The sequence below is a fragment of the Halomonas colorata genome (assembly GCF_014897985.1).
In the GTDB taxonomy this organism is placed as follows: domain Bacteria; phylum Pseudomonadota; class Gammaproteobacteria; order Pseudomonadales; family Halomonadaceae; genus Vreelandella; species Vreelandella colorata.
Genome location: NZ_JABUZA010000003.1, coordinates 1 through 24,388, shown reverse-complemented (window position 1 = coordinate 24,388; position 24,388 = coordinate 1). Strand labels below are relative to the sequence as shown.

General features: G+C 54.1%; 27 protein-coding genes, 1 tRNA gene and 1 rRNA gene. 16 read left to right on the top strand and 13 right to left on the bottom strand.

Annotated features, from left to right (window positions below):
• Positions 1–27: 27 nt before the first annotated feature.
• The 3 genes from minE to minC all read right to left on the bottom strand — a co-directional run bounded on the left by minE (position 28) and on the right by minC (position 2,001).
• Positions 28–279 (bottom strand): cell division topological specificity factor MinE, encoded by a 252-nt coding sequence (minE, locus tag INT33_RS02400; RefSeq protein WP_018918334.1) that lies wholly within the window; start codon positions 277–279, stop codon positions 28–30.
• Positions 276–1,094 carry a septum site-determining protein MinD gene (gene minD / locus INT33_RS02395; RefSeq protein ID WP_192538736.1) on the bottom strand — a complete coding sequence of 273 codons (819 nt, stop codon included), beginning with the start codon at positions 1,092–1,094 and terminating at the stop codon, positions 276–278. Before minD ends, minE begins: the two co-directional genes overlap by 4 nt.
• Positions 1,095–1,245: 151 nt before the next feature.
• Positions 1,246–2,001, bottom strand: coding sequence for a septum site-determining protein MinC (minC, locus tag INT33_RS02390; protein ID WP_192538737.1), 756 nt, complete (start codon positions 1,999–2,001; stop codon positions 1,246–1,248).
• A 183-nt stretch (positions 2,002–2,184) separates the two neighbouring features.
• Between minC and INT33_RS02385 the strand changes: the two genes are divergently transcribed.
• A complete protein-coding gene (locus tag INT33_RS02385; RefSeq protein WP_193090987.1) occupies positions 2,185–5,001 on the top strand; it encodes a DUF349 domain-containing protein in 2,817 nt (938 codons plus the stop codon).
• 119 nt (positions 5,002–5,120) lie between these two features.
• On the opposite strand, the gene phbB is transcribed toward INT33_RS02385, so the two are convergent.
• Complete coding sequence (gene phbB, locus INT33_RS02380; RefSeq protein WP_192538739.1) at positions 5,121–5,867, bottom strand: acetoacetyl-CoA reductase; 747 nt, start codon at positions 5,865–5,867, stop codon at positions 5,121–5,123.
• Between the two features lie 273 nt (positions 5,868–6,140).
• On the opposite strand from phbB, the gene INT33_RS02375 reads away from it, so the two are divergent.
• Positions 6,141–6,217, top strand: a tRNA-Met gene (locus INT33_RS02375).
• A gap of 291 nt (positions 6,218–6,508) precedes the next feature.
• On the opposite strand, the gene INT33_RS02370 is transcribed toward INT33_RS02375, so the two are convergent.
• On the bottom strand, positions 6,509–7,486 hold the full coding sequence (locus INT33_RS02370) for a D-2-hydroxyacid dehydrogenase family protein (protein WP_193090986.1): 978 nt from the start codon (positions 7,484–7,486) through the stop codon (positions 6,509–6,511).
• A gap of 74 nt (positions 7,487–7,560) precedes the next feature.
• Positions 7,561–8,244 (bottom strand): GntR family transcriptional regulator, encoded by a 684-nt coding sequence (locus tag INT33_RS02365; RefSeq protein WP_193090985.1) that lies wholly within the window; start codon positions 8,242–8,244, stop codon positions 7,561–7,563.
• A 179-nt stretch (positions 8,245–8,423) separates the two neighbouring features.
• Between INT33_RS02365 and INT33_RS02360 the strand changes: the two genes are divergently transcribed.
• From INT33_RS02360 to INT33_RS02340, 5 genes are all read left to right on the top strand, one after another.
• Positions 8,424–9,419 (top strand): Bug family tripartite tricarboxylate transporter substrate binding protein, encoded by a 996-nt coding sequence (locus tag INT33_RS02360; RefSeq protein WP_193090984.1) that lies wholly within the window; start codon positions 8,424–8,426, stop codon positions 9,417–9,419.
• Positions 9,420–9,523: 104 nt separating this feature from the next.
• A complete protein-coding gene (locus INT33_RS02355) occupies positions 9,524–9,976 on the top strand; it encodes a tripartite tricarboxylate transporter TctB family protein (RefSeq protein ID WP_226940037.1) in 453 nt (150 codons plus the stop codon).
• 1 nt (position 9,977) lies between these two features.
• Positions 9,978–11,492, top strand: coding sequence for a tripartite tricarboxylate transporter permease (locus INT33_RS02350; RefSeq protein ID WP_193090983.1), 1,515 nt, complete (start codon positions 9,978–9,980; stop codon positions 11,490–11,492).
• Entirely contained in the window at positions 11,479–12,549 is a 1,071-nt protein-coding gene (locus INT33_RS02345) for an AbrB family transcriptional regulator (protein ID WP_319643905.1), read from the top strand. The genes INT33_RS02350 and INT33_RS02345 overlap by 14 nt, the downstream gene beginning before the upstream one ends.
• Before the next feature lie 319 nt (positions 12,550–12,868).
• On the top strand, positions 12,869–13,813 hold the full coding sequence (locus INT33_RS02340) for a co-chaperone YbbN (protein ID WP_193090982.1): 945 nt from the start codon (positions 12,869–12,871) through the stop codon (positions 13,811–13,813).
• 3 nt (positions 13,814–13,816) lie between these two features.
• Here INT33_RS02340 and INT33_RS02335 read toward each other — a convergent pair whose 3' ends face one another.
• Positions 13,817–14,980 (bottom strand): MalY/PatB family protein, encoded by a 1,164-nt coding sequence (locus INT33_RS02335; protein WP_193090981.1) that lies wholly within the window; start codon positions 14,978–14,980, stop codon positions 13,817–13,819.
• Positions 14,981–15,017: 37 nt separating this feature from the next.
• On the opposite strand from INT33_RS02335, the gene INT33_RS02330 reads away from it, so the two are divergent.
• The gene (locus INT33_RS02330; RefSeq protein ID WP_193090980.1) at positions 15,018–15,449 is read left to right on the top strand and encodes a hypothetical protein; all 432 of its coding nucleotides are present in this window, start codon (positions 15,018–15,020) and stop codon (positions 15,447–15,449) included.
• A 10-nt stretch (positions 15,450–15,459) separates the two neighbouring features.
• Here INT33_RS02330 and INT33_RS02325 read toward each other — a convergent pair whose 3' ends face one another.
• The gene (locus INT33_RS02325; protein ID WP_193090979.1) at positions 15,460–15,813 is read right to left on the bottom strand and encodes a hypothetical protein; all 354 of its coding nucleotides are present in this window, start codon (positions 15,811–15,813) and stop codon (positions 15,460–15,462) included.
• Positions 15,814–15,890: 77 nt separating this feature from the next.
• Between INT33_RS02325 and INT33_RS02320 the strand changes: the two genes are divergently transcribed.
• Genes INT33_RS02320 through INT33_RS02300 form a run of 5 tightly spaced genes read left to right on the top strand, consistent with a single transcriptional unit; the run spans position 15,891 to position 18,624 of the window.
• Positions 15,891–16,715, top strand: coding sequence for a hypothetical protein (locus tag INT33_RS02320; protein WP_193090978.1), 825 nt, complete (start codon positions 15,891–15,893; stop codon positions 16,713–16,715).
• 54 nt (positions 16,716–16,769) lie between these two features.
• Entirely contained in the window at positions 16,770–17,171 is a 402-nt protein-coding gene (locus INT33_RS02315; RefSeq protein WP_018918345.1) for an acyl-CoA thioesterase, read from the top strand.
• A 38-nt stretch (positions 17,172–17,209) separates the two neighbouring features.
• Complete coding sequence (locus INT33_RS02310; protein ID WP_018918346.1) at positions 17,210–17,512, top strand: hypothetical protein; 303 nt, start codon at positions 17,210–17,212, stop codon at positions 17,510–17,512.
• A 12-nt stretch (positions 17,513–17,524) separates the two neighbouring features.
• Positions 17,525–18,046: a DUF501 domain-containing protein gene (locus INT33_RS02305; protein WP_193090977.1), complete on the top strand. Its 522-nt coding sequence runs from the start codon at positions 17,525–17,527 to the stop codon at positions 18,044–18,046.
• A 35-nt stretch (positions 18,047–18,081) separates the two neighbouring features.
• Positions 18,082–18,624 (top strand): LOG family protein, encoded by a 543-nt coding sequence (locus INT33_RS02300; protein WP_193090976.1) that lies wholly within the window; start codon positions 18,082–18,084, stop codon positions 18,622–18,624.
• A 27-nt stretch (positions 18,625–18,651) separates the two neighbouring features.
• Here the strand turns inward: INT33_RS02300 and INT33_RS02295 are convergent, their stop codons facing one another.
• The gene (locus tag INT33_RS02295; protein WP_018918349.1) at positions 18,652–19,155 is read right to left on the bottom strand and encodes a hypothetical protein; all 504 of its coding nucleotides are present in this window, start codon (positions 19,153–19,155) and stop codon (positions 18,652–18,654) included.
• A 47-nt stretch (positions 19,156–19,202) separates the two neighbouring features.
• Positions 19,203–19,697, bottom strand: a complete 495-nt coding sequence (locus INT33_RS02290; protein WP_018918350.1) for a tetratricopeptide repeat protein — start codon at positions 19,695–19,697, stop codon at positions 19,203–19,205.
• Positions 19,698–19,947: 250 nt separating this feature from the next.
• On the opposite strand from INT33_RS02290, the gene INT33_RS02285 reads away from it, so the two are divergent.
• Together INT33_RS02285 and yaaA are read left to right on the top strand one after the other, a co-directional pair.
• Complete coding sequence (locus INT33_RS02285; RefSeq protein ID WP_018918351.1) at positions 19,948–20,979, top strand: NADP(H)-dependent aldo-keto reductase; 1,032 nt, start codon at positions 19,948–19,950, stop codon at positions 20,977–20,979.
• Between the two features lie 136 nt (positions 20,980–21,115).
• The gene (gene yaaA / locus INT33_RS02280) at positions 21,116–21,895 is read left to right on the top strand and encodes a peroxide stress protein YaaA (RefSeq protein WP_193090975.1); all 780 of its coding nucleotides are present in this window, start codon (positions 21,116–21,118) and stop codon (positions 21,893–21,895) included.
• 18 nt (positions 21,896–21,913) lie between these two features.
• On the opposite strand, the gene INT33_RS02275 is transcribed toward yaaA, so the two are convergent.
• Positions 21,914–22,456 (bottom strand): isochorismatase family protein, encoded by a 543-nt coding sequence (locus INT33_RS02275; protein WP_226940045.1) that lies wholly within the window; start codon positions 22,454–22,456, stop codon positions 21,914–21,916.
• A gap of 179 nt (positions 22,457–22,635) precedes the next feature.
• Here INT33_RS02275 and INT33_RS02270 point away from each other — a divergent pair, with 179 nt between their 5' ends.
• Entirely contained in the window at positions 22,636–23,487 is an 852-nt protein-coding gene (locus INT33_RS02270; protein WP_193090973.1) for a Tim44 domain-containing protein, read from the top strand.
• A 107-nt stretch (positions 23,488–23,594) separates the two neighbouring features.
• Here the strand turns inward: INT33_RS02270 and INT33_RS21655 are convergent, their stop codons facing one another.
• Positions 23,595–23,963, bottom strand: a complete 369-nt coding sequence (locus INT33_RS21655) for a hypothetical protein (RefSeq protein ID WP_319643904.1) — start codon at positions 23,961–23,963, stop codon at positions 23,595–23,597.
• A gap of 134 nt (positions 23,964–24,097) precedes the next feature.
• A 5S ribosomal RNA gene (gene rrf / locus INT33_RS02260) occupies positions 24,098–24,213 on the bottom strand.
• Positions 24,214–24,388 lie beyond the last annotated feature (175 nt).

Sequence of the window (24,388 nt, the reverse complement as noted above, 5' to 3'; positions counted from 1 at the left end):
CGCTGACTCTTCTCGACAGGATTGCTCTTAGCTTTTAGGCAACGTTACGTTCAGCTCAAGCACCGAGCAGTTATCTTCGCTATCCAAAGAAATCTGGATAGCGTTATCGTCTACATGCACATAGCGACGGATAACTTCTAATAGTTCGCGCTCAAGCAACGGCATGTAGTCAGGTTGACCACGTTGGCTGCGCTGATGCGCCACGATGATTTGTAACCGTTCTTTGGCCACCGAGGCGGATTTCTTGCGCTCGCGCTTCAAGAACTCCAGTAGTTTCATCGACGGTTACCTCCAAACATGCGGCTGAGCAGGCTCTTACGCTGCACTTCATGAAAACGTAACGGAATCTCTTCACCCAGCAGACGCGACACCGTATCGCTATACGCCTGGCCTGCATCGCTTGATGCATCATGAGTGACCGGCACACCTTGGTTAGAGGCACGAAGCACAGCTTCAGACTCAGGAATAAGGCCCAACAGATGAACCGCTAAAATTTCACGAATATCTTCAAGGGTAAGCATATCGCCCGTAGTCACGCGCTCGGGGTTGTAGCGGGTAACGAGCAAATGCTCTTTAATCGGATCGCCGCCTTGCTCAGCACGCCGGGTTTTTGATGCTAAAAGTCCCAAGATACGGTCAGAGTCACGCACCGAGGAGACTTCAGGATTGGTTACTACAATCGCTTCGTCGGCAAAATACATGGCAAGCTGCGCACCACGCTCAATACCGGCAGGTGAATCACAGATAATAAAATCGAACTCTTCTTTGAGCTTGTCCAGTATTTCCGCCACCCCTTCCTGGGTCAGCGCATCTTTATCGCGGGTTTGTGAGGCGGGCAAAATATATAAATTCTCAACGCGCTTATCACGGATCAGCGCCTGATTGAGGCCTGCTTCCCCCTGGATAACATTCACCAGGTCATATACCACCCGGCGCTCGCAGCCCATGATCAGGTCAAGGTTACGCAGCCCCACATCAAAATCGATAACTACGGTTTTTTTACCGCGCAGCGCAAGCCCCGTAGAGATTGCCGCAGCGCTGGTAGTTTTACCGACCCCCCCTTTACCTGAGGTCACAACAATAATTTTAGCCAAGATTAACTTCCTTCTTGAAGTCGTTCATCGCGAGCGCATGACGCAGAACGAATAACGGAAACGTCAATGTTATGTAGGATGCCATACTGTAACGGATAGGCAAGGCAGCGTCGCTAAGCATTAAGCATGGATACACCCCGCGCTTACGCCATTAACTTAGCGGCTTAATTTCAAGTTGCTCTTTTATAAAATGAACTTCTGCAGCACAGCCTAAAAGCTGTGAATCAATATCTTCAAGACGTTTATAGTTTCCTGCGACAGAAATCAGCTCGGCTTCAAGTTCACGACAGTAAATACCCGCCTGAGTATTGCCGTGTATACCTGCCAAAGCTCGCCCGCGCAAAGCACCGTAAACATGAATGCTCCCCGCAGCCAATACCTCAGCGCCCGCATTGACCGCGCCAATGACGACTAAATCCCCGTCTGATGCACTAACTTGCTGGCCTGAGCGAACGGTACCGCGAAACAGGCGCGTGGCAGCGCTAGGCGCTTCCAGATTTTCAACATCAGGCTGCGTGCTGGAAGCGACAGGCGCCATTTCTGGCGTTCGGCTAACGCTCTCAAGCGATCTAGCCCGCCCCTCTTCTACGGGCGCGAACCAGCCAAGACCCAATGCCCAGGCTGATTGACGCACCGGCTCTGAGCCACCGCGTACGGCTACCGGCAAAAGCTTGTGGTCCCGACAAACGGCGCATATCCGCTCCAGGGCTAAGTGGGGTTCATCAAGCTTTTCCACGCTAAGCACAACCGGTGTATGCTGAAAGAATGCCGGAGATTGAGATAGTTTACCGGCCAGCTGCCGCCGGATATGCTCAGGATCGGCGCTACTTAGCTCCATGACGGTCATCGGCAGCATGCCGCCTTTAAAGGTAAACGCCACGTTGGCACTATCGGCGTTGAGGCTCATAGCCGAACTCCATGTCATGTTCAGGTAAGATAAAGGTAGCGCAATTTGGCGCCTTTCGGTGTGAAGAATCAATTTCTATTACACCCTGGTAAGGCAAAGCTAAGCGACAGCGCCGGTGACTGCAACCGCCTGTTCAACAATGGCTGATTTTTTTATGTCACGCACCTCTACGCAGGATGATCCATGTACGGACTGTTAAGACGCCTGTTCGCTCCTCGGTGGCAACACCCCGACCCCGAGGTACGTCGACAGGCCCTCGCACGCCTGGACCCGAGCCAGGCAGAGCAGCGTGAAGCGCTGCAAGCACTCGCTCACGATAGCGAAAGCGACATCCGCCTGGCGGCTCTATTAGCGCTGGATGACATACAAGGCCTGTTCGATGCTTACTCCGATCACCGCCAGCAAGAGGCATGGTTTAATGCCATGTGCCAGCGGCTCGGTGGTCTTGAAGGTAATACCGACCTTCATCAGCGCCAAGCACTTGTAGAGCAGTTAGATGAATCGCGACTGCTGAATGCGATTGCTCTTCAAGGAGATAATCTTAATCTCCGCCTAACGGCGCTTGCCCGGCTCACCGATGATAACGATCTTATTACCCAGGCGTGTCACAACGGCGTAGCCACCGTGCGCCATCGCGCGGCCGAGCGCATAGAAGACGAAGAGAGCTTAAAGCGCCTGCTCAAAGAGGCTCGCCGTGACCGTCACGTCGTGCGTCTTGCCCGTGAAAAGCTCGGCCAGAAGCGCACCGATGCAGAGTGGCTTGCCCAACAGCAACAGCAGCGTGAACAGCTACTTCAGCAGCTTGAGCAGCAGGCGCGTGTCCCGTGGGAGCCGCTTTACGGTGGCCGACTGCGCCATTTGGAGCGCGAATGGAAGGGCCTTGCGCACCCACCTAGCGCCGAGCAGGAGCAGCGTTTTCATCACGCTATGCTGGGCTGTCGTAGAACCTTGCATGATCATGAAACCCAAGAGCAGGCCCGCCAGCAAAGCCTTGCCCGCCGAGACGAAGCGGAACGGACCCGCAACCAGCTTCTGGATGGGCTGGAGGAGACGCTTGAAGGCTTACACCACGCAACGGAAATCACCGAGCAGGATATCGACAGCCTGCGCGCCCAGCGGCAACTGTTTAGCCAGCGCTGGCAAGCGCTTTCTGATTTGCATACTCCTAGCGAGCTGGCCCGGCAGCGCTACACCCAGGCGATCGTTCAGTACGAGCAGTGCCTGGACGCCTGGCACCGCTGGCAGGATATCAGCGTCACGCTTGAGCAGGCCCTGACGGATAACGACTACAGCGCCATGAAGCGCTTGTTAAAAGCGTGCGCCTGGCCTGAAACGCTTACGCCACCGGCACTCATACAGCGCGCCCAGGCAACGCTTGCCACTGAGTCAAAAGAAATTGACGACAGCCATCAGGCCTCCGTCTCGCTAAGCACGCTTGAAGCGGAGCTTGATAGCTTTGAGCACCTGCTGGAGCGGGGAGCCTTTAAAAGCGCCAGCCAGCTTCATCAGCGCTTAAAGCCGCAAATTGAAGGTTTGAAAACAGCCGATGCCAAGCCGCTGAAAGCACGACTGAAACAACTGGGTGCGCGCCTGGCCGAACTACGCGATTGGCGCGGTTTTGTTGCTGGGCCAAAGCGTGAGCAGCTATGCGCCAGTATTGATGCACTGGCTAATGACCAGCATATGGCTGAAGCCGCGCTGGACCGCCACCACCGCCAGCTGGTAAAAGAGTGGAAATCACTGGGCGATGCAGCGGCCAACCGCGAACAGTCAACACGCTTTCGCGCGGCGTCGGAGCGTATTCATGAACGGCTCGGTCCGTGGCGTGATCAGCTTAGCCAGGAGCGTGAAGCGAATCTAAGCGCCCGGGAACAGCTATGCGAACAGCTTGAAACCCTGCTTGCTCAACCGGCCGAGAATGCCGACCCTGACGTGCTGCGTGAAATTCGCGATAAAGCACGTCATCAATGGCGTCACTATTCACCGGTCCCCCGCGAGCGCTCTGAAGCGGTAGGCCAGCGGTTTGGTAAAATTCGTCATCAGCTTCAGACGCTGATCGATCAGCGAGCAGAGCAAATCGCCTCACAAAAACACGCTTTGATTGAAGAAGTGAAGGCTTTGCGCAGCGATGAGCAGCAACCCTTGGCTCAGCGCATTTCCCAAACCAAGCAGCTACAGCAACGCTGGCGCCAGTTAGGGAGAGCCCCTAAAGGTGCAGAGCAGTCGCTTTGGAAAGCTTTTCGGCATGAGTGCGATCAGCTATTTGCTCAACGTGATGCACATAAAAACGAGCAGGCCGCCCGCCAGCAACAGCAACTTGATGCGATGCAGGTGCTGATTGACCAAATGGATAGCTGGCAACCCACTACTGCCCGGGAAGCGAGCGTGCTGGAAGACTTCCTAAGCCAGGTCAACGGACTTGAACCGCTGCCAAGAAACCGTCGCAGCGAAGGTATGCAGCGACGTTTGAGTGGCATCGTGCGGGCCAAACGCGAGCGCTTAAGCCGCCTGGAAATTGCCGACACGGTTGAGCAGTGGCATCTGATCCTGCCGCTCGTCAATGCGCACCTGGCAGCCGACCAGCGCTATCTGGCCGGGGAAGCCGCAGAAACCGTCAACGCAACTGAGGTGATCAGCACGCCGCTCCCCGCTGCATTTATCGAGGCACACCACACCCGCAATCGTCAGCGCCATACAACACCCCTACCGTTATCGGCAGAAGATAAAGCGGCGCTGGCGGACTCGGTTTCCCGCCTGCGGGTACACCTTGCCTTATTAACCAGCGGCAGCGTACGCCAGACCGATGAACCGTTGCGCCTGGCGATCCAGGTAGAGCGTTTAAATGAAGGGATTCGGCAAGAGCGCAGCCGCCCAGAAGAAATTATCGATGTGCTCGCAGCACTACTTGCGCTTGGGCCGATATCCGCAGAGCAGTGGGAGCGCGAAGTAAAGGAGCTAGATAACTTACTCAGTGACTTGGCGAGGGTTCTCCCACCCTAGCGTGAAGTAGAATTCAGCGACGTGTTTCAGCAACAGCGCAACGGGAGGCCATTGGCCTCCCGTTTTCATGCTCTCCTTATGAGAAAGCATTTATCCAGTAAATCCATAGGCGTGATGGCCTACCCCATAAACTGGCCACCGTTGATATCGATATTGGCGCCAGTGATAAATCCAGACTCTTTATCGGCCAGGAAGGACACTAACCGGCCAATTTCCTCAGGCTTACCATAGCGTTTTACCGGGATCGTTTCGCGAATGGCTTCGCGTACCGTTTCTGGAATTTGCATAATCATATCGGTCGCAATATAGCCCGGCGATATGGTGTTTACCGTGATGCCTTTGGTCGCGGTTTCCTGCGCCAGCGACATGGTTAAGCCGTGCATGCCCGCCTTAGCGGCTGCGTAGTTAACCTGACCAAACTGACCTTTACGACCATTAATAGACGAGATATTGATGATTCGACCATGGCCGTTTTCGAGCATCATCTCGATCACGCTGCGGCAGGTGTTAAAGACGCTGTTAAGATTGGTATCGATGACCTGGTACCACTGATCGTAGGCCATCTTCTTCATTGTGCCATCGCGGGTAATGCCGGCACAGTTAACCAACACGCTGATAGGGCCGTATTTTTCGTGGATCTCACGCGCGGCTTCCAGACATGCATTATGGTCAGATAGATCAACCCCTAACGTTGTAATATTTTCATAACCGGCAGCTTGCTGGGTTTCCAGCCAGGTTTTGGCTTTTTCGGGATTGTTATACCCCGCTACCACCCAATAACCCGCATCCGCCAACGAATGGCAAATTGCCGTACCGATTCCACCAGTTCCACCAGTTACCCAGGCGACGGGGGCTTGATTGGCCATTGACTACCTCCCTGATATGACAAATGGCTTGGACTGTAAGCACTGTTATGGTGTCGCAAACCATTTCGAATAAGCGCTAAGCGCTTGTATCACTAACAGCACGTCGCTTTACCTATCAGACGACCTACTGACAGTAAGCTTTTTGTTATGGCTTTTGAAAGCATAGCTTTACTCTTTGTATATTGCAGCAGTATGAATATCAGTCTTATGTGAGTAGTTTTCTAGCGAGGGTTGACTTATCTAAAAAAACCCGTAGAATACGCCTCACGTTGATGCGGGGTGGAGCAGTCTGGTAGCTCGTCGGGCTCATAACCCGAAGGTCATCGGTTCAAATCCGGTCCCCGCTACCAATATTTAAAGAGCCAGATCAGTTATTTACTGACCTGGCTCTTTTCCGTTTGCTTACCATTTTTCTAAAGCAGATACTTTCTTTCTTAAACCCCTTCCCCGGAGCACCATTCCACAGCCAACCAAGCCGTTATGCCGAGTGCGTGACACTCACTCTCGACATCGGATACCCTTACTGACACTAAAGCTCAGCTCCCGGCAAACCTCATGGGCGGCTTACAGGGCGGACGCAAGCAACCCAGCGGTACATCAGGCGTCCCAAAATTAGCGATGAGACTCTCAAAGGGCAGTCACTACTCCTGTTTTTTCTTGTCACTGGAAATGCTTACGATATTTTGCGGCTCTCCCTTTACAAAAAATGCATGGACATTATCAACCGACCCATTCAGAAAACGCGAAAAGGTTTCTTCAGTCTTCCACGCCATATGCGGCGTTGTCATGACATTATCCAATGCTGCAAAGGCATTATGTTGCGGCAGCGGCTCTTCGCAGAAAACATCAAGCCCCGCCCCACCAATTTTCTTACGCTGCAAAGCATCAAGGAGCGCAGCCTCGTCAATAATGGGCCCACGTGATGTGTTAACCAGAACCGCATTAGGCTTCATGAGTTCAAAATGTTCCGTCGTCAGTAAACTCTCAGTTTCAGGCACAAGCCTTACATGGATACTAACAGCATCCGATTGGGTAAGCAGGTCTTCCAATGAGACGTACTCCACTCCCGCCTGAACGGCTCGCTCTCGAGTCAGCCTGGGGCCCCATGCAATAACGCGCATACCAAAGGCCTGTGCCATTCTCGCCACTGAACAACCAATCTTGCCCAGGCCAATCAGGCCAATGGTTTTACCGCTCAAGTTACTGGTAACGATCACAGGCCACTCTCCTGCGGACATCCGACGGTCCACCTCAACGATCCGCTTGGTGAGGTTAAGCAAAAACGCAAAGGTCATCTCGGTCACCGCCGCGGTAGACCCACCTGGCGTTGTTGCAACCGAAACCCCCGCTTCGGCCACTGCGCCTTTATCCATATGCGCAAGGCCTGTACCAGTTTGGGCGATTAGCTTTAGATCAGGCAAGGACGCGATAAGGTCTCTGCCAATCGAGGTGCGCTCCCTGAGAGGAATAATCGCATCGGCCCCTTGAAGCCGGCTCACCAGGGTTTCAAAGGTCGGCATATCCCCATAGACCGCCACCTCTGAGAATTCGCGCAAGCGGGATACGGCAGGGTGCTCTTTTAGACACCCCTCCCAATCATCAAGAATTACCGTCTTCATACACTTCCCCTCTAGTTCAGCCAAAAGCCGGTCATAGCCTTGTCTGAACGGTGTACTTATCCCTTAATGACTGTTTAATTAAGGGCATCTCGCTTGGGCAACTGCTCTTCAAGCGCTTCCCAGCTGCTTTGTATATGCCGTCGCATCAACAACCCCGCCACCTCCACATCACCTTCCGAGATAGCTGATGCTATGCGCTCATGCTCATAAAGTGCGATTTTTCCACGCCCCGTAACATGCCGATGCTTGTTCCTTAACAGAGTTAGCTGTGGACGAAGCTCGTGGGTTAAATAACGCTCAATGAGCGGATTACCGGACATCCGTGCGGTAATTAAATGAAAATCATACTCCTCGGACTCCTGAAGATAGGCTCCTTCAGGATGAGATGTCACTTGGCTGGCATGCAACTGCAGCAGCGCAAGATACTCATTGGCGGTGGATGCGTTCGCGCAACGAGCCGCCAACATGGCAGCCTCAGCTTCAAGAGCAGCTCTGACCTGGTAAATAGCCCGTGCATCTTCGTAGCGCATTTCACGCACATGCGCCCCACTGTTCGGCACGATAGTAACGAGCCCACACTCGCTAAGGCTTTTGAGCGCCATACGTATCGGCCCTCGGCTGACACAAAAGCGCTCAGCCAACGCGACTTCCCCGAGACGAGCACCAGCCTGAAGCTGCCCTTTTAGTATTTCATCGTACAAGCCACTCGCCACTCGTTCAGCAGCCAATCCGTGTGTCTCTTCTTTTATTGTAGACAAGATATTTATCCTCCGAAAGCGACACACTTTATACAACGTTCAATATTTTCCTGAAATAGGTGGAAAATTAGACCTTTTACTTACATATCCGAGGATTGACACAAACTACTATATGTACTTCTATATTTACGAACAAATTATTGTCTTACAATCTTCAAAATAAAAGCGGAGTGACCACCATGCTCGATAAGAAAAAAGTCATCGCTAATGCCATTTTGGGTTTCTCCTTGGCGGCTTCGATTACCCCCCTCACGGCCGCTGCTCAGGAAAGCTGGCCAACTCAGAAAATCACGTTCGTTGTTGCGCTTGGCCCTGGCGGCTCCGCTGACCGCACTGCTCGCGCGCTGGCTCAACGGCTCCAGGAGGATCTAGGCACGCCGATTTCAGTCGTTAATCAGAATGGTGGCGGTGGTCACGTCGGCCATACTTACTTCCATAACATGCCTGCTGATGGCAGTTATTTCCTTGCCTCTTCGATCCACCCTTACATCTCTAATGCGATTCTTGGCTTTGATGCCACGTATGAATTATCAGACTTCGCATTCATCAACGGGCAGTGGAACGATTACGATCTTTTCGCCGTTAATGCTGACACGCCTTACGAAACGCTAGCGGACTTCATGGCTGCAGCCAAGGAAAACCCAGGAAAACTTAGAGTTTCTGTCGTGCCCGGCTCAACCGGTGCCATCAACCTTGAACTGGCTCTGGAGGCCTTTGGGCTCGATAAAACAGACGTCAACATTGTCACCTATCAGTCTGGCGGTGCTGCACGTACGGCGGTGGCTGGCGGGCAAGTAGACATGACCGTATTGGCGGCAGACGGCACGCTATCAATTCAGGAATATATTCGTCCTCTTGCCCTGGCGGCGGATGCCTCATCGGAAGACTGGGATGCACCAACGTTGAACGCAGCGCTTGAAGAGAGCGGACACGAGCCGGTCCCGGTGCTTGCAGGGTCAATGCGAGGCCTTGCCGCGCATGCTGCCTTTAAAGAGAATAACCCCGAAGCATTTCAACAAATGGTCGATGCCTATCAAAATGCGCTTGAAGATGAGGCGTTCGTTAGTCGGTTAGAAGCTCAGGATATCGGTGCCGAGTGGCTGGGGCCTGAACGTACGACTGAGATCATCGAGTCCAACTTTGAAATCTTGAAGCAGTACACATCAGAAGAATAAGTGATTTCAATGCTGGCGCATTAGCACTAGCACGTTGCGCTTGATCGTTACGGGACCAACTTACGCTTGGTCCCATTATTATTTCAATGTGGAGGCACTATAAAATGGTGACAGGAAAGATTTCTGCAACGCATGCCTTTTTGTTAGGCCTCGTATTGGCTATAACGGGCTTTATTACCTGGAGCGCTACCCAGGCTTCCACAACGATGAATAATCTGGTGGTAGTAGCTCCCAGTGCGTTAATCGTGGGTCTTCTATCCATAGGCATTGTCGCTAGCCTCCTGTTGAAGCCAGCGCCCGAGTCTTCATCCAGCAGTACCAATAAATCCTCTATATGGAGCGACATTCTGCTTCTTGCAGGATTTGCCGCTTTCTGTTTTGCATTAACCACTGTCGGCTTCGACGTTGCTACTTTCATTTTCGTCTGGGTCGGTGTTCTTATGTGTGGGAGTAAAGGTAAGTGGCAGCCGCCTTTATACGCACTTGTGTTTACTGTTTTTCTTGTCAAGGGTTTTGGCTCTCTCTTCCCTTATCCAATGACCACACTCGTGCTTTAATATGATTGATCAACTCGCATTATCTCAGGCTTTTACGCTTCTTTTTACTGACCTAAGCCCTTGGCTTTGGGTTATCCCCGGCCTATTAATCGGCCTGATTTTCGGCTCGATTCCCGGGCTACAAATATCAATGGCCATGGCCGTTTTTTTACCCGTGACCTTTGGCATGGATTTTCTTCAAGCCATGCTGTTTTTAACCGCCATATTTACTGGCGGCGCCTATGGTGGCGGGGTAACCGCTATTCTTATGAATATCCCCGGATCATCGTCATCAATTGCCACGGCATTCGATGGATACCCTATGGCGCGAAAGGGACAGCACAATGAAGCCCTGGGCCTGGGCCTTTGTGCTTCCGTCGTGGGCGCTTTCGTGGGTTACAGCCTTCTGATGTTGTTAATCAATCCACTGGCTGCTTTTGTACTAAAGATAGGCCCGCTGGAAATGGTCGTGGTGGTCCTTTGGGGGTTAACCCTCATCGCGACACTTAATGACAGCAGTATGGCCAAGGGCCTACTGGCAGGTTTTCTGGGGCTCATGCTGAGTCAAATTGGCATGTCCACGACGGGCATTATGCGCACAACTATAGGCAACCCCTATTTACTTGATGGCATTCCGGTGGTGCCCGCCATGATCGGCATATTTGCCGCCTCTGAACTGTTGCGCCTGAGGGGAGGCTCGTTTCTAGTACAAAATGAGGCCCAGCGTAATATATCGTTTGCTCTTATTCTTAAAGGCGTTGGGCAGACATTCCGCCATCCCGGCACCTTACTGCGCGGCAGTCTGATTGGTGCCGTGATCGGTGCCATTCCAGGCGTGGGGTCATCGGTAGCTAATCTGGTCTCTTATGGTGAGGCCAAACGAACGTCGAAGACGCCTGAAGCATTCGGCAAGGGAGCATCCGAAGGTGTCGTAGCCGCCGAATCCGCAAACTCAAGCTCGGAGGGCGGCTCCATGACGGCGCTATTAGCGCTAGGCATCCCTGGCGGGGCTGCGACGGCGGTGCTTCTGGCTGCGTTCTCTTTTCACAATATTATTGGTGGGCCATCGTTTATAAGAGACCAGACCGATATCGTCTACTCGATTATTCTCGGCAACCTGGGCCAAGTGGTACTTCTAGCGTTTTTGGGGTTACTTAGCCTTCGCTTACTCGGCATGGTGGTGCGCGTTCCGCTGGCTTATCTAGTACCCAGTGTATTGGCCATGTGTGCCTGGGGTGGCTATGGCATAACCGGCACGATCGCTGGGCCGCTAACCGTTGCCGCATTTGCAGGGCTTGGCTGGCTCATGCGACAAAACAACTATCCCGTCGCAGCAACAGTCATCGGTTTACTGCTTGGCCGAATGATGGAAGGCGAAGTCGTGCGCACCTTACAGGTGTCCGGTGGCCGACCGTTTGAATACATGATGGAGCGACCCATTGCTCTGGCTCTTTTCACTATAATGCTGCTGGTGTTAATGGGTGTCCCCGCACTGAAAGCCTTCCGCTCTCGCCGCACTAGCCATGAATCTAATTAAACAAATGCCTCCTCAACGTAGAGGAGGCGTTACCTTTGGCATCGGCGCGTTAGGCGGACTCGCTTTTTTTGCACTCTCTCTACCATTGCCATGGGTACTGGGCAGCCTAACAGCATCACTTCTGTGCACTCAGACGACATCTTTTCAGCCTCGCTTTCCTGCCCCATGGCGAAGTTACGCCATGGTCGCTATCGGCACGATGCTAGGCACCAGCTTTACGCCAGAAGTTGTTCGTCAGGCCGGGGATTGGACCATCAGTCTGATTGTGATGAGCTTGTTATCGCTGGCATTTTGTTTCATTGCCTATCAAATATTTTATCGTTTCGGAAAAATGGATCGAGTGACGGCCTTGTTCGCCGCCATACCCGGCGGACTTTCAGTCGTTTCTGTTTTGGCAGAAAATTACCGTGCCGAAGTCAGCCGCGTTGCCCTCTGTCATACCGCGCGCTTAGTGGTATTGCTTATTGCAGCCCCCATCATCATCCAGGCTATTTCCGGCATTAATCTCGCTGATGCTAGCCTTGCAAGCTTCACTCACGCGGAAGCAATTGACCCTGTTAACCATGGCATCCTGGCGCTGGTAGCGATAGTCAGCGGCTGGCTAGCCTGGCGGCTAAACTTCCCTTCAGCGATGCTATTAATTCCATTGCTTAGTTCGGGGTTACTACACGCGACTGACCTTTTGACGGTGCATGTTCCTCCCCTGCTTTCCAGTGCAGCACAAATAGTTATTGGCGCAGGAGTAGGGGCGCGATTCGCGAATTACTCTCTTCCACAAATTTTAAAAGATGGCTGGCTCGCGGCGGTGATCGGCGTGCTTCTTACCTTTGGCTCTTTCATTGCAGCGCTGTTGTTTGCACCTATTATAGGACTCGACAACACACCCTTGTTCTTATCCTATTTGCCTGGAGGAGCGCCAGAACTTGGCGTCGTAGCGCTAGCGTTATCCATAGACCCCGCTATGGTGGCAGCCCACCATGTACTTCGTGTTTTCTTGATCGTAGCAATGCTTCCTCTTATCGCCAGTTGGTTAGGTAAACAAACCCAGCGAGGCTAGTAATAGAGATTATGAGGCTAAATGGTGATGCTATTGCGTGCTGACCGTATTGGCGCCGTCAGAGAGTTCCATCGTATGATCGCTTTATATGGGATGATGTGTATGAGCGTATGGAAACTGAGATTACTGAACGTCAATAAGTACCAACCTTTCAAGCGTTGCATGCTAAACACGATCTAGCGTGCAACGCCTGTCCACTTTGCCTTGCCTTCCTCTACTGCTTGGATATCAACGATTAGCTGCATTGCGGCTTGAATATGCACGCCTCTGCCTGCATATCATCAGATAACCTTCTTTTTACGCGATGTAGAGCTTACCCATGTCGATTATTGATCCCCGTACCGGCAATCCGCTTACTGCGGAGCCCGCTAACACCGGCGATACCCAGGCAAGTGCTGAGCGCCCTCCGGTTACCGCTGAAGAAGTCATCATTGAACTAAACGCTGGCAATATTCAGCAGGTGCTCGAAGCCTCCATGCAGGTGCCGGTACTTATGTGCTGCTATTCCCCCGCCGACGATAGCAGCAGCAAACTTGCAACGATTCTGGAAAAGCTGGCGATTGAATACGCGGGGGCCTTTTTGCTGGGTAAGCTGGATGCCCAGGCCAATCCAGAGATTTCAGCCCAGCTGGGCGTGCGCTCGGTACCCGATGTTAAGTTAATCAGCCAAGGTGGACTGGTCGATAGCTTGCAGGGAGCACAGCCCGAGAAAGAAGTTCGTGCCTGGCTCAGCCGCTACTTCCCGGCCCCCGCGGAAGCTCCGCCTAGTCCGGAGGAAGAAGCCGAAGCGGCGCTTCTGGAAGGCGACGCGGCCACCGCTCGCGATATCTACCAGAACCTGGTAACCCAATACCCCGAGCACTATGCCTATCAGGTAGCTTTTGCTCGCGTCCTGGTGGCTGAAAAGCGTGGCGATGAAGCGCGCAGCGTGCTGGATAATTTGCCGCCCGAAGAGCGTGATGCGCCTGCCGCCCGCGGCGTCCGTGCGAGCATTGAGTTCAGCGAACGAGCGCTTTCAGCAGAAGATATCGCCGCTTTAGGCGAGCGCGACGATAGCGAAGCACAGTTCCAGCGCGCTCTGCGCCAGGTGGCCGATGGCCAGTACGACGCCGGCCTTGAAGCGCTGCTGACGCTCATGAAGCGTGACCGTGCGTATAACGACGACGCGGCGCGTAAAGCGCTGCTGCAGGTGTTTGATGCGCTAGGCGCCGATCATCCGCTGACCGTCGCCTACCGCCGCAAGCTGTTTGCTCTGCTGTATTAATCGCTAGGCCTTTAACAGCTTATCCATCCGCACTAACGCGGCGTCCAGCTGGGACGCCGTGGTGCCAAAGTTAAGTCGTAAAAAGCCGGGGCAGCCAAACGCTGCCCCGTCAGACAGCGCAACCCCCGCCTGTTCCTTGAGCGTTTGATAGGGCGTGCTGCCCAACCCCGCCTCGCGCATATCCAACCAGGCTAAATAAGTGGCTTCCGGTTTGCTTAACGTCACCCCCGGCCAGCTTGCCACGTGTGTTTCAAGCGTCGCGCGATGCTGACGCAGCACTTCCAGCAGCGCTTGGCGCCAAGGCTCGCCTTGCCGATAAGCCGCCTCAGCCGCTACCAGCCCCAAAACGTTCACATCAGGCAGCAGCCCTTTGCAGGCAGCGGTAAACCGCTTGCGCACTTCAGGGTCAGGGATCACCGCACAGGCGCTGGTTAAACCTGCCAAGTTAAAGGTTTTAGATGGCGCCCATAGGGTAATCGTACGCTTGGCGAGCTCAGGAAACATGGCCGCCAGCGGGCGATGCCGGGCATCTTTGTCCAGCAGCAAATCACAGTGAAGCTCGTCCGAGACCACCCACAAATCGTGCTGTTCAACCAGTTTTGCCAACGGCGCCAGCTCTTCATGGCGCCAGACACGCCCTGTCGGGTTATGCGGATGGCACCAGAGCAACAGGCGCGTCTTGGGCGTAATGGCCGCTTCTATAGCGGCCATATCCAACTGCCACGACTCGCCAGGGCCTTTAGGTTCGGTCAACATTGCTTGCTGGGGGAGCCGGCCAGTGCGCTCGGCTACCGCCAAGAAAGGCGGGTAAATAGGCGTCATCGTTAATACGCCATCGCCTGGCTGGGTTAAGGCGAGCGTCGCGAAATGTAGCGCCGGCACCACCCCCGGCAGCCAGTGCTGCCACTCAGGCTGGATAGTCCAGTCGTAGTGCGAAGTGCTCCACTGACACAGCGTTTCTGTTAACGTAGCGGGCACTTCACCATAGCCATACACACCGTGGGCAACCCGGTCCTGGAGTGCTTCAATAACCGCCGGCGGCGAGCGAAAATCCATATCAGCGACCCACAGCGGCAGCACCTCGCCACTGTAACGGTGCCATTTTTGTGACGAGAAGCCGCCTTCGGGGTGGCGTCGCTCGATTGGCGTGGCAAAATCAAAGGCCATACAGGTCTCACTCATTGATAAAGGATTGGTAACGAGCATGCCGCAAGATGACTTTTATACCAAGGTGCGCGCAGGATTACCGGCACTATTGCGGCAGTGGCAAGCGCTTGGTCAAGCCGATGCTGATCAGTTAGCGCTCATCCTGGCGGAAACCGCTCGGGTTGCCAAACTGGGCACGCCGGACACGACGCCCGATGGGGCGATGCTTAAATACTGGAGCCAGACTCTGGAGGGCGATATTCCGCTTTGGGCACCGCGTACCGCGGTATTTTTACTCAATCAAATGCCTGCCAAACCCATGCCTCAAAGTGATGCAGAAGCCTGCGCCTGGGCGTACTGCTGGCTGCGCAACCGTACGTTCAGCACTTTAGAGGACGCTCATGCTGCGCTTCCCGCTCACCTTCAAGAGCCGTTAAAAAGCGCTTTGGAAGCTGCCTGGCGCGACCAGCAGGGGCTGCGCCTAGTATAAAAAGGAAACATCAGCGCTTGGGCGGACGGGATTTGGGCTTGAAGCCTGCTGGCTTGTTGGAAAGCCATTCGACGAAATGGCGTACCTCTTCACTCGCCAGCAGCGCCTCGCGGCTGGCAAACTGATCGGCCAGCTCACGTTCGCTATAGAGTCTGTGAATATGCCGATGGCAGGCGTGGCAGAGCCATAAGATGGCGGTCAGCCGCTCTTCGCGCGAGTAACGCTTTCGATAGCGCGGTTTGTTGTGCAGCGCTCGTGGAATCAGGTGGTGCTTGGTCAACGATGCAGCGCGCGTGCAAAGCTCGCACCGCTCGGGCCTTAGCGGGGGCGAAAGCGTATGTCCTGGTGGGGAAGCAACATCCACGACGACTCTGCTCTCCTGGGTTGGGTGGCTGCAAAATAACTCAAACAGTATTTAATCAATTATAAGGATAGTCATTTATGCTGGAAGTTCCGATTAGCTGGCAGCTTGCCAAGGGCATGGTTTCTGTCGCTATGGTGCTGGGCCTGGGAGTAGTGGCAGTACGGGTAAGCCCACGGGTGGCGGGGCTTTTGGCGGGCTATCCGCTGGGCACGGCACTGGCGCTTTTCTTTATCGGCCTGGAGATCTCGCCGCTATTCGCCGCCGAGAGCGCTGTGCATACGCTGGCCGGTTTTACCGCCACCATGGCGCTGGGGGCGGGCTACTGGCTATGCGGGCGCAAGCCTGGATTACGAGGGCTTTTGGCCGGCACCACTGGTGGCTTTATCGCCTGGTTTTGCGTCAGCCTGGTGCTGGCTCAGTTTGATTTCACCCGGCTGACGGGTACGCTGGTAACGCTTTGCGCCATTGTACTGTTCAGCTGGCTCTTCCGACGTATACCGGACAGCGTCGCCACCACGCGAGCGCCTTTCTCGTGGGGCGCGCTGTGTGTACGTGCCCTGCTGGCCACGCTTATCGTGTTCGCGATCACCACGCTTGCTCACTGGGTGCCGTCCGCCTGGGCGGGAACGCTGGCGGCCTTTCCGATCACCATGCTGCCTTTCCTGCTGATTCTACATTTGAGCCAAGGGCCTGCACCGACTGCCACGGTCATCAAGCACTACCCGATGGGTCTCGGCTCGCTGCTGTGCTACGCCCTATGCGTCTCGTTCACCTATGAAAGCTGGGGGCTTGCCTTGGGTACGCTGGCAGGTTTTAGCGTAGCGACGCTATGGCTGATTGGCTGGATGCAGGGGCAACGCTGGTGGGCAGAAAGGCGAGAGGCACAGGGCCAAGCCACTTGACCAAGCGCTTGCTAGGGGCAATCCTGAAGGCTGACCAATAACAAGGCGACCACTATGTTCACCCGCACGATTGAGCCAGCTTTTTATGATACCGATGCGCTAGGCCATATTAATAATACGCGCCTGCCCGCCTGGTTTGAGCTGGCCCGCAATGATCTGTTCAAGCTTTTTACGCCGGATCTGGATCCTAAACAGTGGCGCTTAATTATGGCGCGCATGGAAATCGACTACCGTGCTGAACTGTTTTACGGCCATGACATCGAATTACGCACCTACTTGACGCGTTTGGGTAATAGCTCATTCACGGTTACTCAGGAAGCTCGCCAGCACGGTACGTTGACTAATCTCGGCCATACCGTGATGGTACAGTACGATCATCAGGCTAAGTGCGCCGTGCCTATTGAAGGCAAGCTGCGCGACGCCTTGTCAGCCCATTTACAAGATGCGCCCGCCTGACGCACTGCCCCGCTGGACGGGGCTACCAGGAGCACAGCATGGCCATTCGCTATAATCTCTGGCTAGACCCGGACAATACCGCGCAGCATCGCGCTGTCGAAGCGGATCTTGAACACTATTTCATGGAGCGCTTTGCGGACTATCCACATATCCGCTTGTTCGGGGCTGACCCTTACGATTATGATGCCCCGTTTAATCGCCTTTATGACGTGCTAATGGCACGAGCCGCCGAGTATTGCGAGCGGACATGGTGCTATGTAGCGTCCCCTGAGCAGTTGAATCGCTGCTTTTTCCGTGCTGTTGGCCGCTCCAATAAATTTGTTCAAGACGACCGCTCCTGAGAGACCAACCTGATGGTGATTCGCACCAACCAAGCGCCTGATGAGCGCCAGCTAGCTATTATTACCCAGCAGCTAGGCCGCGCACCGCGCGGTATCGAAGCCGTCGCCGCGACCGATAGCCAAGGAACACCGCTGGTACTGCGCATGGCGCCTATCGTGGATGACAAGCCCTTTCCTACGCTGTACTGGCTGTGTTCTGACGTGCTCAAAGTGGAGATTTCCCGCATTGAAGCCGTAGGGGTCATCAAATCACTCGAACAGCGCCTGCAGGATGAACCTGCCTTTCTGGAAAGCTACCAGCAAAGCCACCGCGACTACGTCAAAGCCCGCTGGGACTATATGAGTGACGCACAACGTGCCGAGGTTACCCGGCTGGGTTACACCGACGTGCTTACCGAGCGTGGCATTGGCGGTATCAGCAACTGGCAGCAGGTGCGCTGCCTGCACACCCAGTACGCCCATCATCTATGTGGCGACAACGTTATTGGCCAGTGGATGAACGAGCACCATCAGATCGATCGTTTTATCCTGTAAAGCGCCATTCAATATTCGTTTAAGGAACCCGATTAATGTCCCGTATTTGCGTTTATCTTGGTTCGCGTGAAGGCAGCCGTCCGATTTTTCGTCAAGCCGCCCAGGCACTGGGTACAGCACTGGCCGAGCGAGGCCATACGCTGGTCTATGGTGGTGCGCGGATCGGTCTGATGGGTGAGCTTGCCAATGCAGCGCTAGAAGCCGGGGGGAGCGTTATCGGCGTGATGCCGGATCATCTGGTGGAGCGTGAGCAGGCCCACTTTGGGCTTACCGAGCTTATCCGCGTCGCCAATATGCATGAGCGTAAAGCCACCATGGCGGCTAACGCCGATGCGTTTATCGCCATGCCGGGCGGCATTGGAACGTTTGAAGAGCTGTTTGAAATCTGGACGTGGGGCTATCTGGGCCTACATGAAAAGCCCATGGGCCTGCTAAATATCGATGATTTTTATGGGCCGCTTTTAACATTTTTGGACAGCACCGTAGCCAACGGCTTTTTAGCCCAGACAACGCGTGACATGCTGCAGGATGCGCAAACGCCACAAGCGCTACTCAGTGCACTGGATATACGCCTATAGGCTTTTATAAACCTGCCTGAAACAGCGTTAGCGCTCTGTCAGCAGGCGAGTACGCTGGTAGGTAAGCTGTAACAGGCGGGCATCTTCACCGGCGCGATGGCGATTAATATCGCGCTCGGCAATCATGCTCTCTTTGGTATGGCTCCAAAGGGCTTGTTGCTCTTCGCTTAGCAAAATCCGCAGCGCTTCAAGTCGAAAACGTGGCAGCATGCCAGCATGATGAAAAAGTAGCGACAGCCAGGTGTTATCGTACCCCCAACTGTCGCTATAAGCCTTACCCAAACGGCTTAGCTCATCGTTAAGCCATTGGGCGACCTGCTGTACAGGATGCCCCTCTGCGAGCAGACGATCGCGCGAGATACCGTGCAAAAGCTCAGCTTTTGGGTCCCAGTGGGTCCACTCTTCCAGCGGCTGAATAAGAAACGCGCAGCAGCTTCCGTCAGCACGCGCGATACCGACTTCTATCGGATAACTGCCACGCCCGAATCCGGACGCTTCAATATCTAGTACGGTAGGTAGCGTCTCGGACACTGACTTCCTCATTCAATCATTACGCATAGTGATCGCTCAACGGCCCCTTACGCGACGGCGGCATCGTTAAGCGGCTGACGATCCGCCAGACGCTGCCAATAAGCGGCCTGCCCGGCGTCTACGGCTAAGCCTAGCTCACCCAACCGGTAGGCACAGGCTAACCGCTCAGCGGCCAGGTAATGCCCCGCCTGGGCGGCGCGGGCATACCAGGTTACCGCATAGTCTTCACGACGCGGATACTGCGCACAGCCATGCTCGTAGATTTGCGCTACCTGAAACTGCGACTTTACGTCGCCAGACTGAGCGGCTTCTACGACATAACGCGCGCCCCGCGCTTTATCCTGCGGCGAAAGGCTGCTATGAAACAGCATATGGCCGTAAACGGATAGCGCATCCGGATGTCCTGCATCAGCGCAGCGCTTGAACAGTCGCATGGTCAGGCGCTGTGTACGCTTGGAACGCGGAAGCAACCAACGGTTTTGAAAAAGCCGTTCGGCTAAGCGAAATTCTAATCGAGTAAACAAAGATGATGCCTGCGGCATGGCAAACCACCCTGCCAATTTGTTGAGACCTTGATTAGCGATCACTACATCATTTGACTGCCAACCAAACGAGAAACCGGCCTTTAGCCGGTCGATGGGCTGGCAAGCATACGCCTGCCTTTGCGACGACTCAACCCCATTGATTTGCTGCTTTTAAATTGCCTCGCTAACATGCCTGTCACACATCACCATTCATCATGATAATAAACGCCTATTTGGCGGCAATTTTCGCCTTAGCGAGGAGATAAAAATGCAAACGCGCCCACTTGGCAGAACGGGAATTGAGGTCAGTCGACTCTGTCTAGGTACGATGACGTTTGGCGAGCAAAACAGCGAAGCAGAGGCTCACGAACAGCTGGATCGCGCTGTCGCTTTCGGTATCAACTTTATCGATACCGCTGAAATGTACCCTGTGCCACCCAAGGCGGAGACCCAGGGCTTAACCGAAACGTATATCGGCAGCTGGCTGAAACAGCGTGGTGCACGCGATGACGTCATCATTGCGACCAAGGCAGTGGGCCCGGGCCCTGAGCATATCCGGGGCGGCCCGCGCATGACGCGCGAGCATATTCATCAGGCAATCGACGATAGCCTTAAGCGTTTACAGACAGACTATGTCGACCTTTATCAGCTGCACTGGCCGGATCGCAACACCAATTTTTTCGGCAAGCTAGGCTACACCCATCAGGACCAGGAAGATGCCACACCGCTTGAAGAGACGCTTTCTGCGCTTAAAGAGCTGGTCGACGCTGGCAAGGTACGATCGATTGGCCTGTCCAACGATACGCCGTGGGGCGTGATGCGCTCGCTTTATCTGGCTGAGAAAATGAATTTGCCACGCGTGGCATCAGTACAAAACCCCTACAACCTGCTTAACCGTTCGTTTGAAGTCGGCTTGGCGGAAATCGCCCACCGCGAAGATGTTGGCTTATTGGCCTACTCGCCGCTGGGCTTTGGCGTGCTCTCCGGCAAGTACCTGAACGGTGCTTGGCCTGAAAAAGGTCGCCTGACGCTTTATGAGCGCTTTAAGCGCTATACCTCGCCCGAAGCAGAAGCAGCCACACAAGCGTACGTTGATCTGGCCCGCGAGCACGATCTCGACCCGGCCCAGATGGCGCTGTCATTCATCAACTCACGCAGCTTCCTGACCAGTAATATCATTGGTGCAACTACCCTTGACCAGCTGGAAAGCAACCTGGCTAGTGAGAGCCTCAAGCTTGATGACGAAGTGCTGGATGCCATTGACGATATCCACCGCCGGATGCCCAATCCCTGCCCTTGAGCCTTGGATAAGTCCTTGGGCCTTGGATAAGTATAGTGACGCTATGAAGGCGATAGCCTCGGCCAACGCCGAGGCTTGATATACTAGCGGCCATACATTTGTTATTAGGTTTTTGCATCGGCTGAAGGAGCTCACCTTGCTAAGCGTTATTTCGCCAGCCAAGACGCTGGATTTTGAAACGCCCTCTACGACCAAGCACGTTACGCAGCCCGACTTTCTCAGCGAAAGCCAATCGCTGATTGATATTCTGCGTGATTACTCGCCCCAGCAGATCAGTGAGCTGATGGGTATCAGCGATAAGCTGGCTGGCCTTAATGCAGCCCGCTTTGCTGAGTGGGAGCCGCCATTTTCGCTTGAGAATGCGAAACCTGCCGCCCAGGCGTTTCAGGGCGATGTTTACACCGGGCTGGAAGCTAAAACATTCAGCGATGCGGATAACCATTTTGCTCAGCAGCATCTGCGCATTCTCTCAGGCCTGTATGGCTTGCTGAGACCGCTGGATCTGATCCAGGCTTACCGATTGGAGATGGGTACCAAACTGCCTAACCAGGCAGGCAAGGATTTATACGCCTACTGGAAGCCTACCCTCACTAAAGCGCTTGATGACGCTATTACACAAAGCGGCTCTAAGGCCTTGGTCAACCTGGCCTCCAACGAATACTTTAAAGCGGTAGATGCCAAGCAGCTTGATGCGCGCATTATTACACCGGTGTTTAAAGATGAGAAAAACGGCACGTTTAAAATCATCAGCTTTTACGCCAAAAAAGCACGCGGGTTGATGAGCGCCTGGATCATTAACCAGAAAATTAATGACCCTGACGAGCTTAAAGGCTTTAACGTTGCAGGCTATCGCTTTGATGCTGCCTCTTCTGAAGGCGATACGCTCGTCTTTACCCGCAAAGAAGCCGATCGCTAAACGAAAGCTGACCTTTAGCTAAAAAAATGTGACGACGCGCGAGGAACGGGGCTTTAGAAGGCGCTGATGCACGTCCTTAAACAGTGCGTTATCACAGCGGTGAAGCCACTCGTAGGCCACCATATCCGACGTCACAGCGATTGCACCGTGAGCACAGGCACGCTCGCGGGCAAGGCGCGCTTCATCACGGCGGCGGCTGGCCGTTGCTTCGCTTAGCCAATATACGTTATAGCCTGCCTCAAGCAGTCCAAGTGCGCTCTGAAGCACGCAGATGTGGGCTTCCGTCCCACAGATCACTACTTGCTGCACTGACTGGGCCTTTAACGTCTGGGCGAATTCGGGCTCTTCCATCGCGCTGAAATGGTGCTTTTGCCAAACCTGATGCTCACCCAGCTCGCTTAATAAGCCAGACGTCGTCCCCCCCAACTTTTCAGGATACTGCTCGGTAAGCCATACAGGCACGTCTAACGCTTCGGCTACTTTTGCAAGCCAGGCGGCTTCTTCAATTACTTTTACGCCATCATCAATGACGGGCAGTAAGCCTGCTTGAAAATCGACCATTAGTAATAGGCTACGATCTCGTTGTAGGCGCACGCTTCCCCCTTATTCTTTGTGTTTATTAGTGCTATTAAGATAGCCCATTCTAACCGCCCAGGCGCTAAACTAGCCGTTCAATACTTTCTACACGCTCAGTACGTTGGGCTTAGGTTCTTGATGGCTTTTAATCATTGGAGATTGCCATGTTACGACAACTGTTTGTCATGCTGCTGGTCAGCGTTATGGGGTTTAGCGTTGCGGTAGAGCATGCTGAAGCGCGCCGTATGGGCGGAGGCGGCAATGTGGGCAGTATGTCCCGCTCTGCGGATCGCCCAGCCAGCACACCCAGTACACAACAGGCCCAAGGTGGACAACAGGGCCAAGCGGGTGCTGCGGCAGCACGTAGAGGTGGAATGGGCGGCATGATGGGGGGCCTGTTGGCCGGTGGATTAATTGCTGCGCTGTTTTTTGGCGGCGCCTTTGATGAGCTAAGAATGATGGATCTGCTCATGGTGGTGGGCATTGCGGTGCTGGCGATGATCGCCTTCCGTGCCTTTATTCGCCAGCGCCGCCCGGCGCACGCTTCCGAATCCAACTATCAGCGTACGCAGCACGTGCCATCAACACCTGCCGCTGGCTCAGCTGGGGCCTCCCCGGGTAGTTTAGCGAGCAGCCTGCAAAGTACGCCCGCCTGGTTTGATAAAGAGCAGTTTTTAAACGGCGCGAAAGAGCATTTTATGACCCTTCAGCGCGCCTGGGACAATAACGACTTTAGCCAGATCCAGGAATATGTTACTCCCGAGCTCTATAACCTGTTACGTACAGAGCGTGCTCAGCATCCGGCCAATAATCGTACAGAGATCGTACGGCTGTTTGCCGAGCTGGGGGATATCAATGAGTACGATGGCCATGCAGAGGCCAGCGTAATCTTCCACGGCATTATCGAAGAGAACGGACAGCAGACTGAGTTTAACGAATCCTGGCACTTGACCCGCACAATGCGTGACCAGGCTCCATGGTATGTACAGGGTATTGAACAAAACCCAGGCGCTTAAAATCAACATAAGACGATACAAAAGACCAAGCAAAACGGCCGCTATTAGCGGCCGTTTTGCTGGCTAGGCAATACCCTAGCTAAATATTTTACAATCAACGCGTTGGATTAATTTTCAGCAGCATCTTCGATACTCTCGCCCGCATTCTCAATGCTTTCGCCAGCGCTTTCCATGCTGTTATCAATGCTCTCACCTGCTTCTTCAGCAGGGCCCTGGTTATCACAGGCAGCCAGACCGCCCGCGAGCAGTGCCATCAATACCGCAGCTGATAACTTCTTAACCAATTGTCCATTCATCTTGTTTCTCCTCCTGAGATAGCGCGTGAAGTGCTCTTCCATCAACGTACCGAACCATTTTAAAGACAACAGCACGGTATCACCACCCATATCAGGGTAGCTGCTTGCAAACGAAAGCGTAAATAGCAAGTTCCAGGCAAAAAAAATCCCCCGAGGCGCAAGCCCCGGGGGATTTTTCACAATAAGTGCCTGACGATAACTGAGGCGGCCATCCGCCGGCCGGCGCTCCGGTGCTCTCGCCTGGCGAGACCCCACCCTTTTCTTCCATGCAAACAAAAAACCCAGCCGATGGCTGGGTTTTCTGCGGTATAAGTGCCTGACGATGACCTACTCTCGCATGGGGAGACCCCACACTACCATCGGCGCTAAGCGGTTTCACTACTGAGTTCGGCAAGGGATCAGGTGGTTCACGCTCGCTATGGTCGTCAGGCGTAACTGTCAATGTCTATCATGCTGACGTGTTCTGTGACGTCTCTCGTGCCAAGCGTTTCTCGCTCAGCGCGCGTATCCGGTATTCATCGTTATCATTGCGACCAGACCCCTTGGGTGTTATAGGGTCAAGCCTCACGGGCCATTAGTACACGTTAGCTCAACACCTTGCAGTG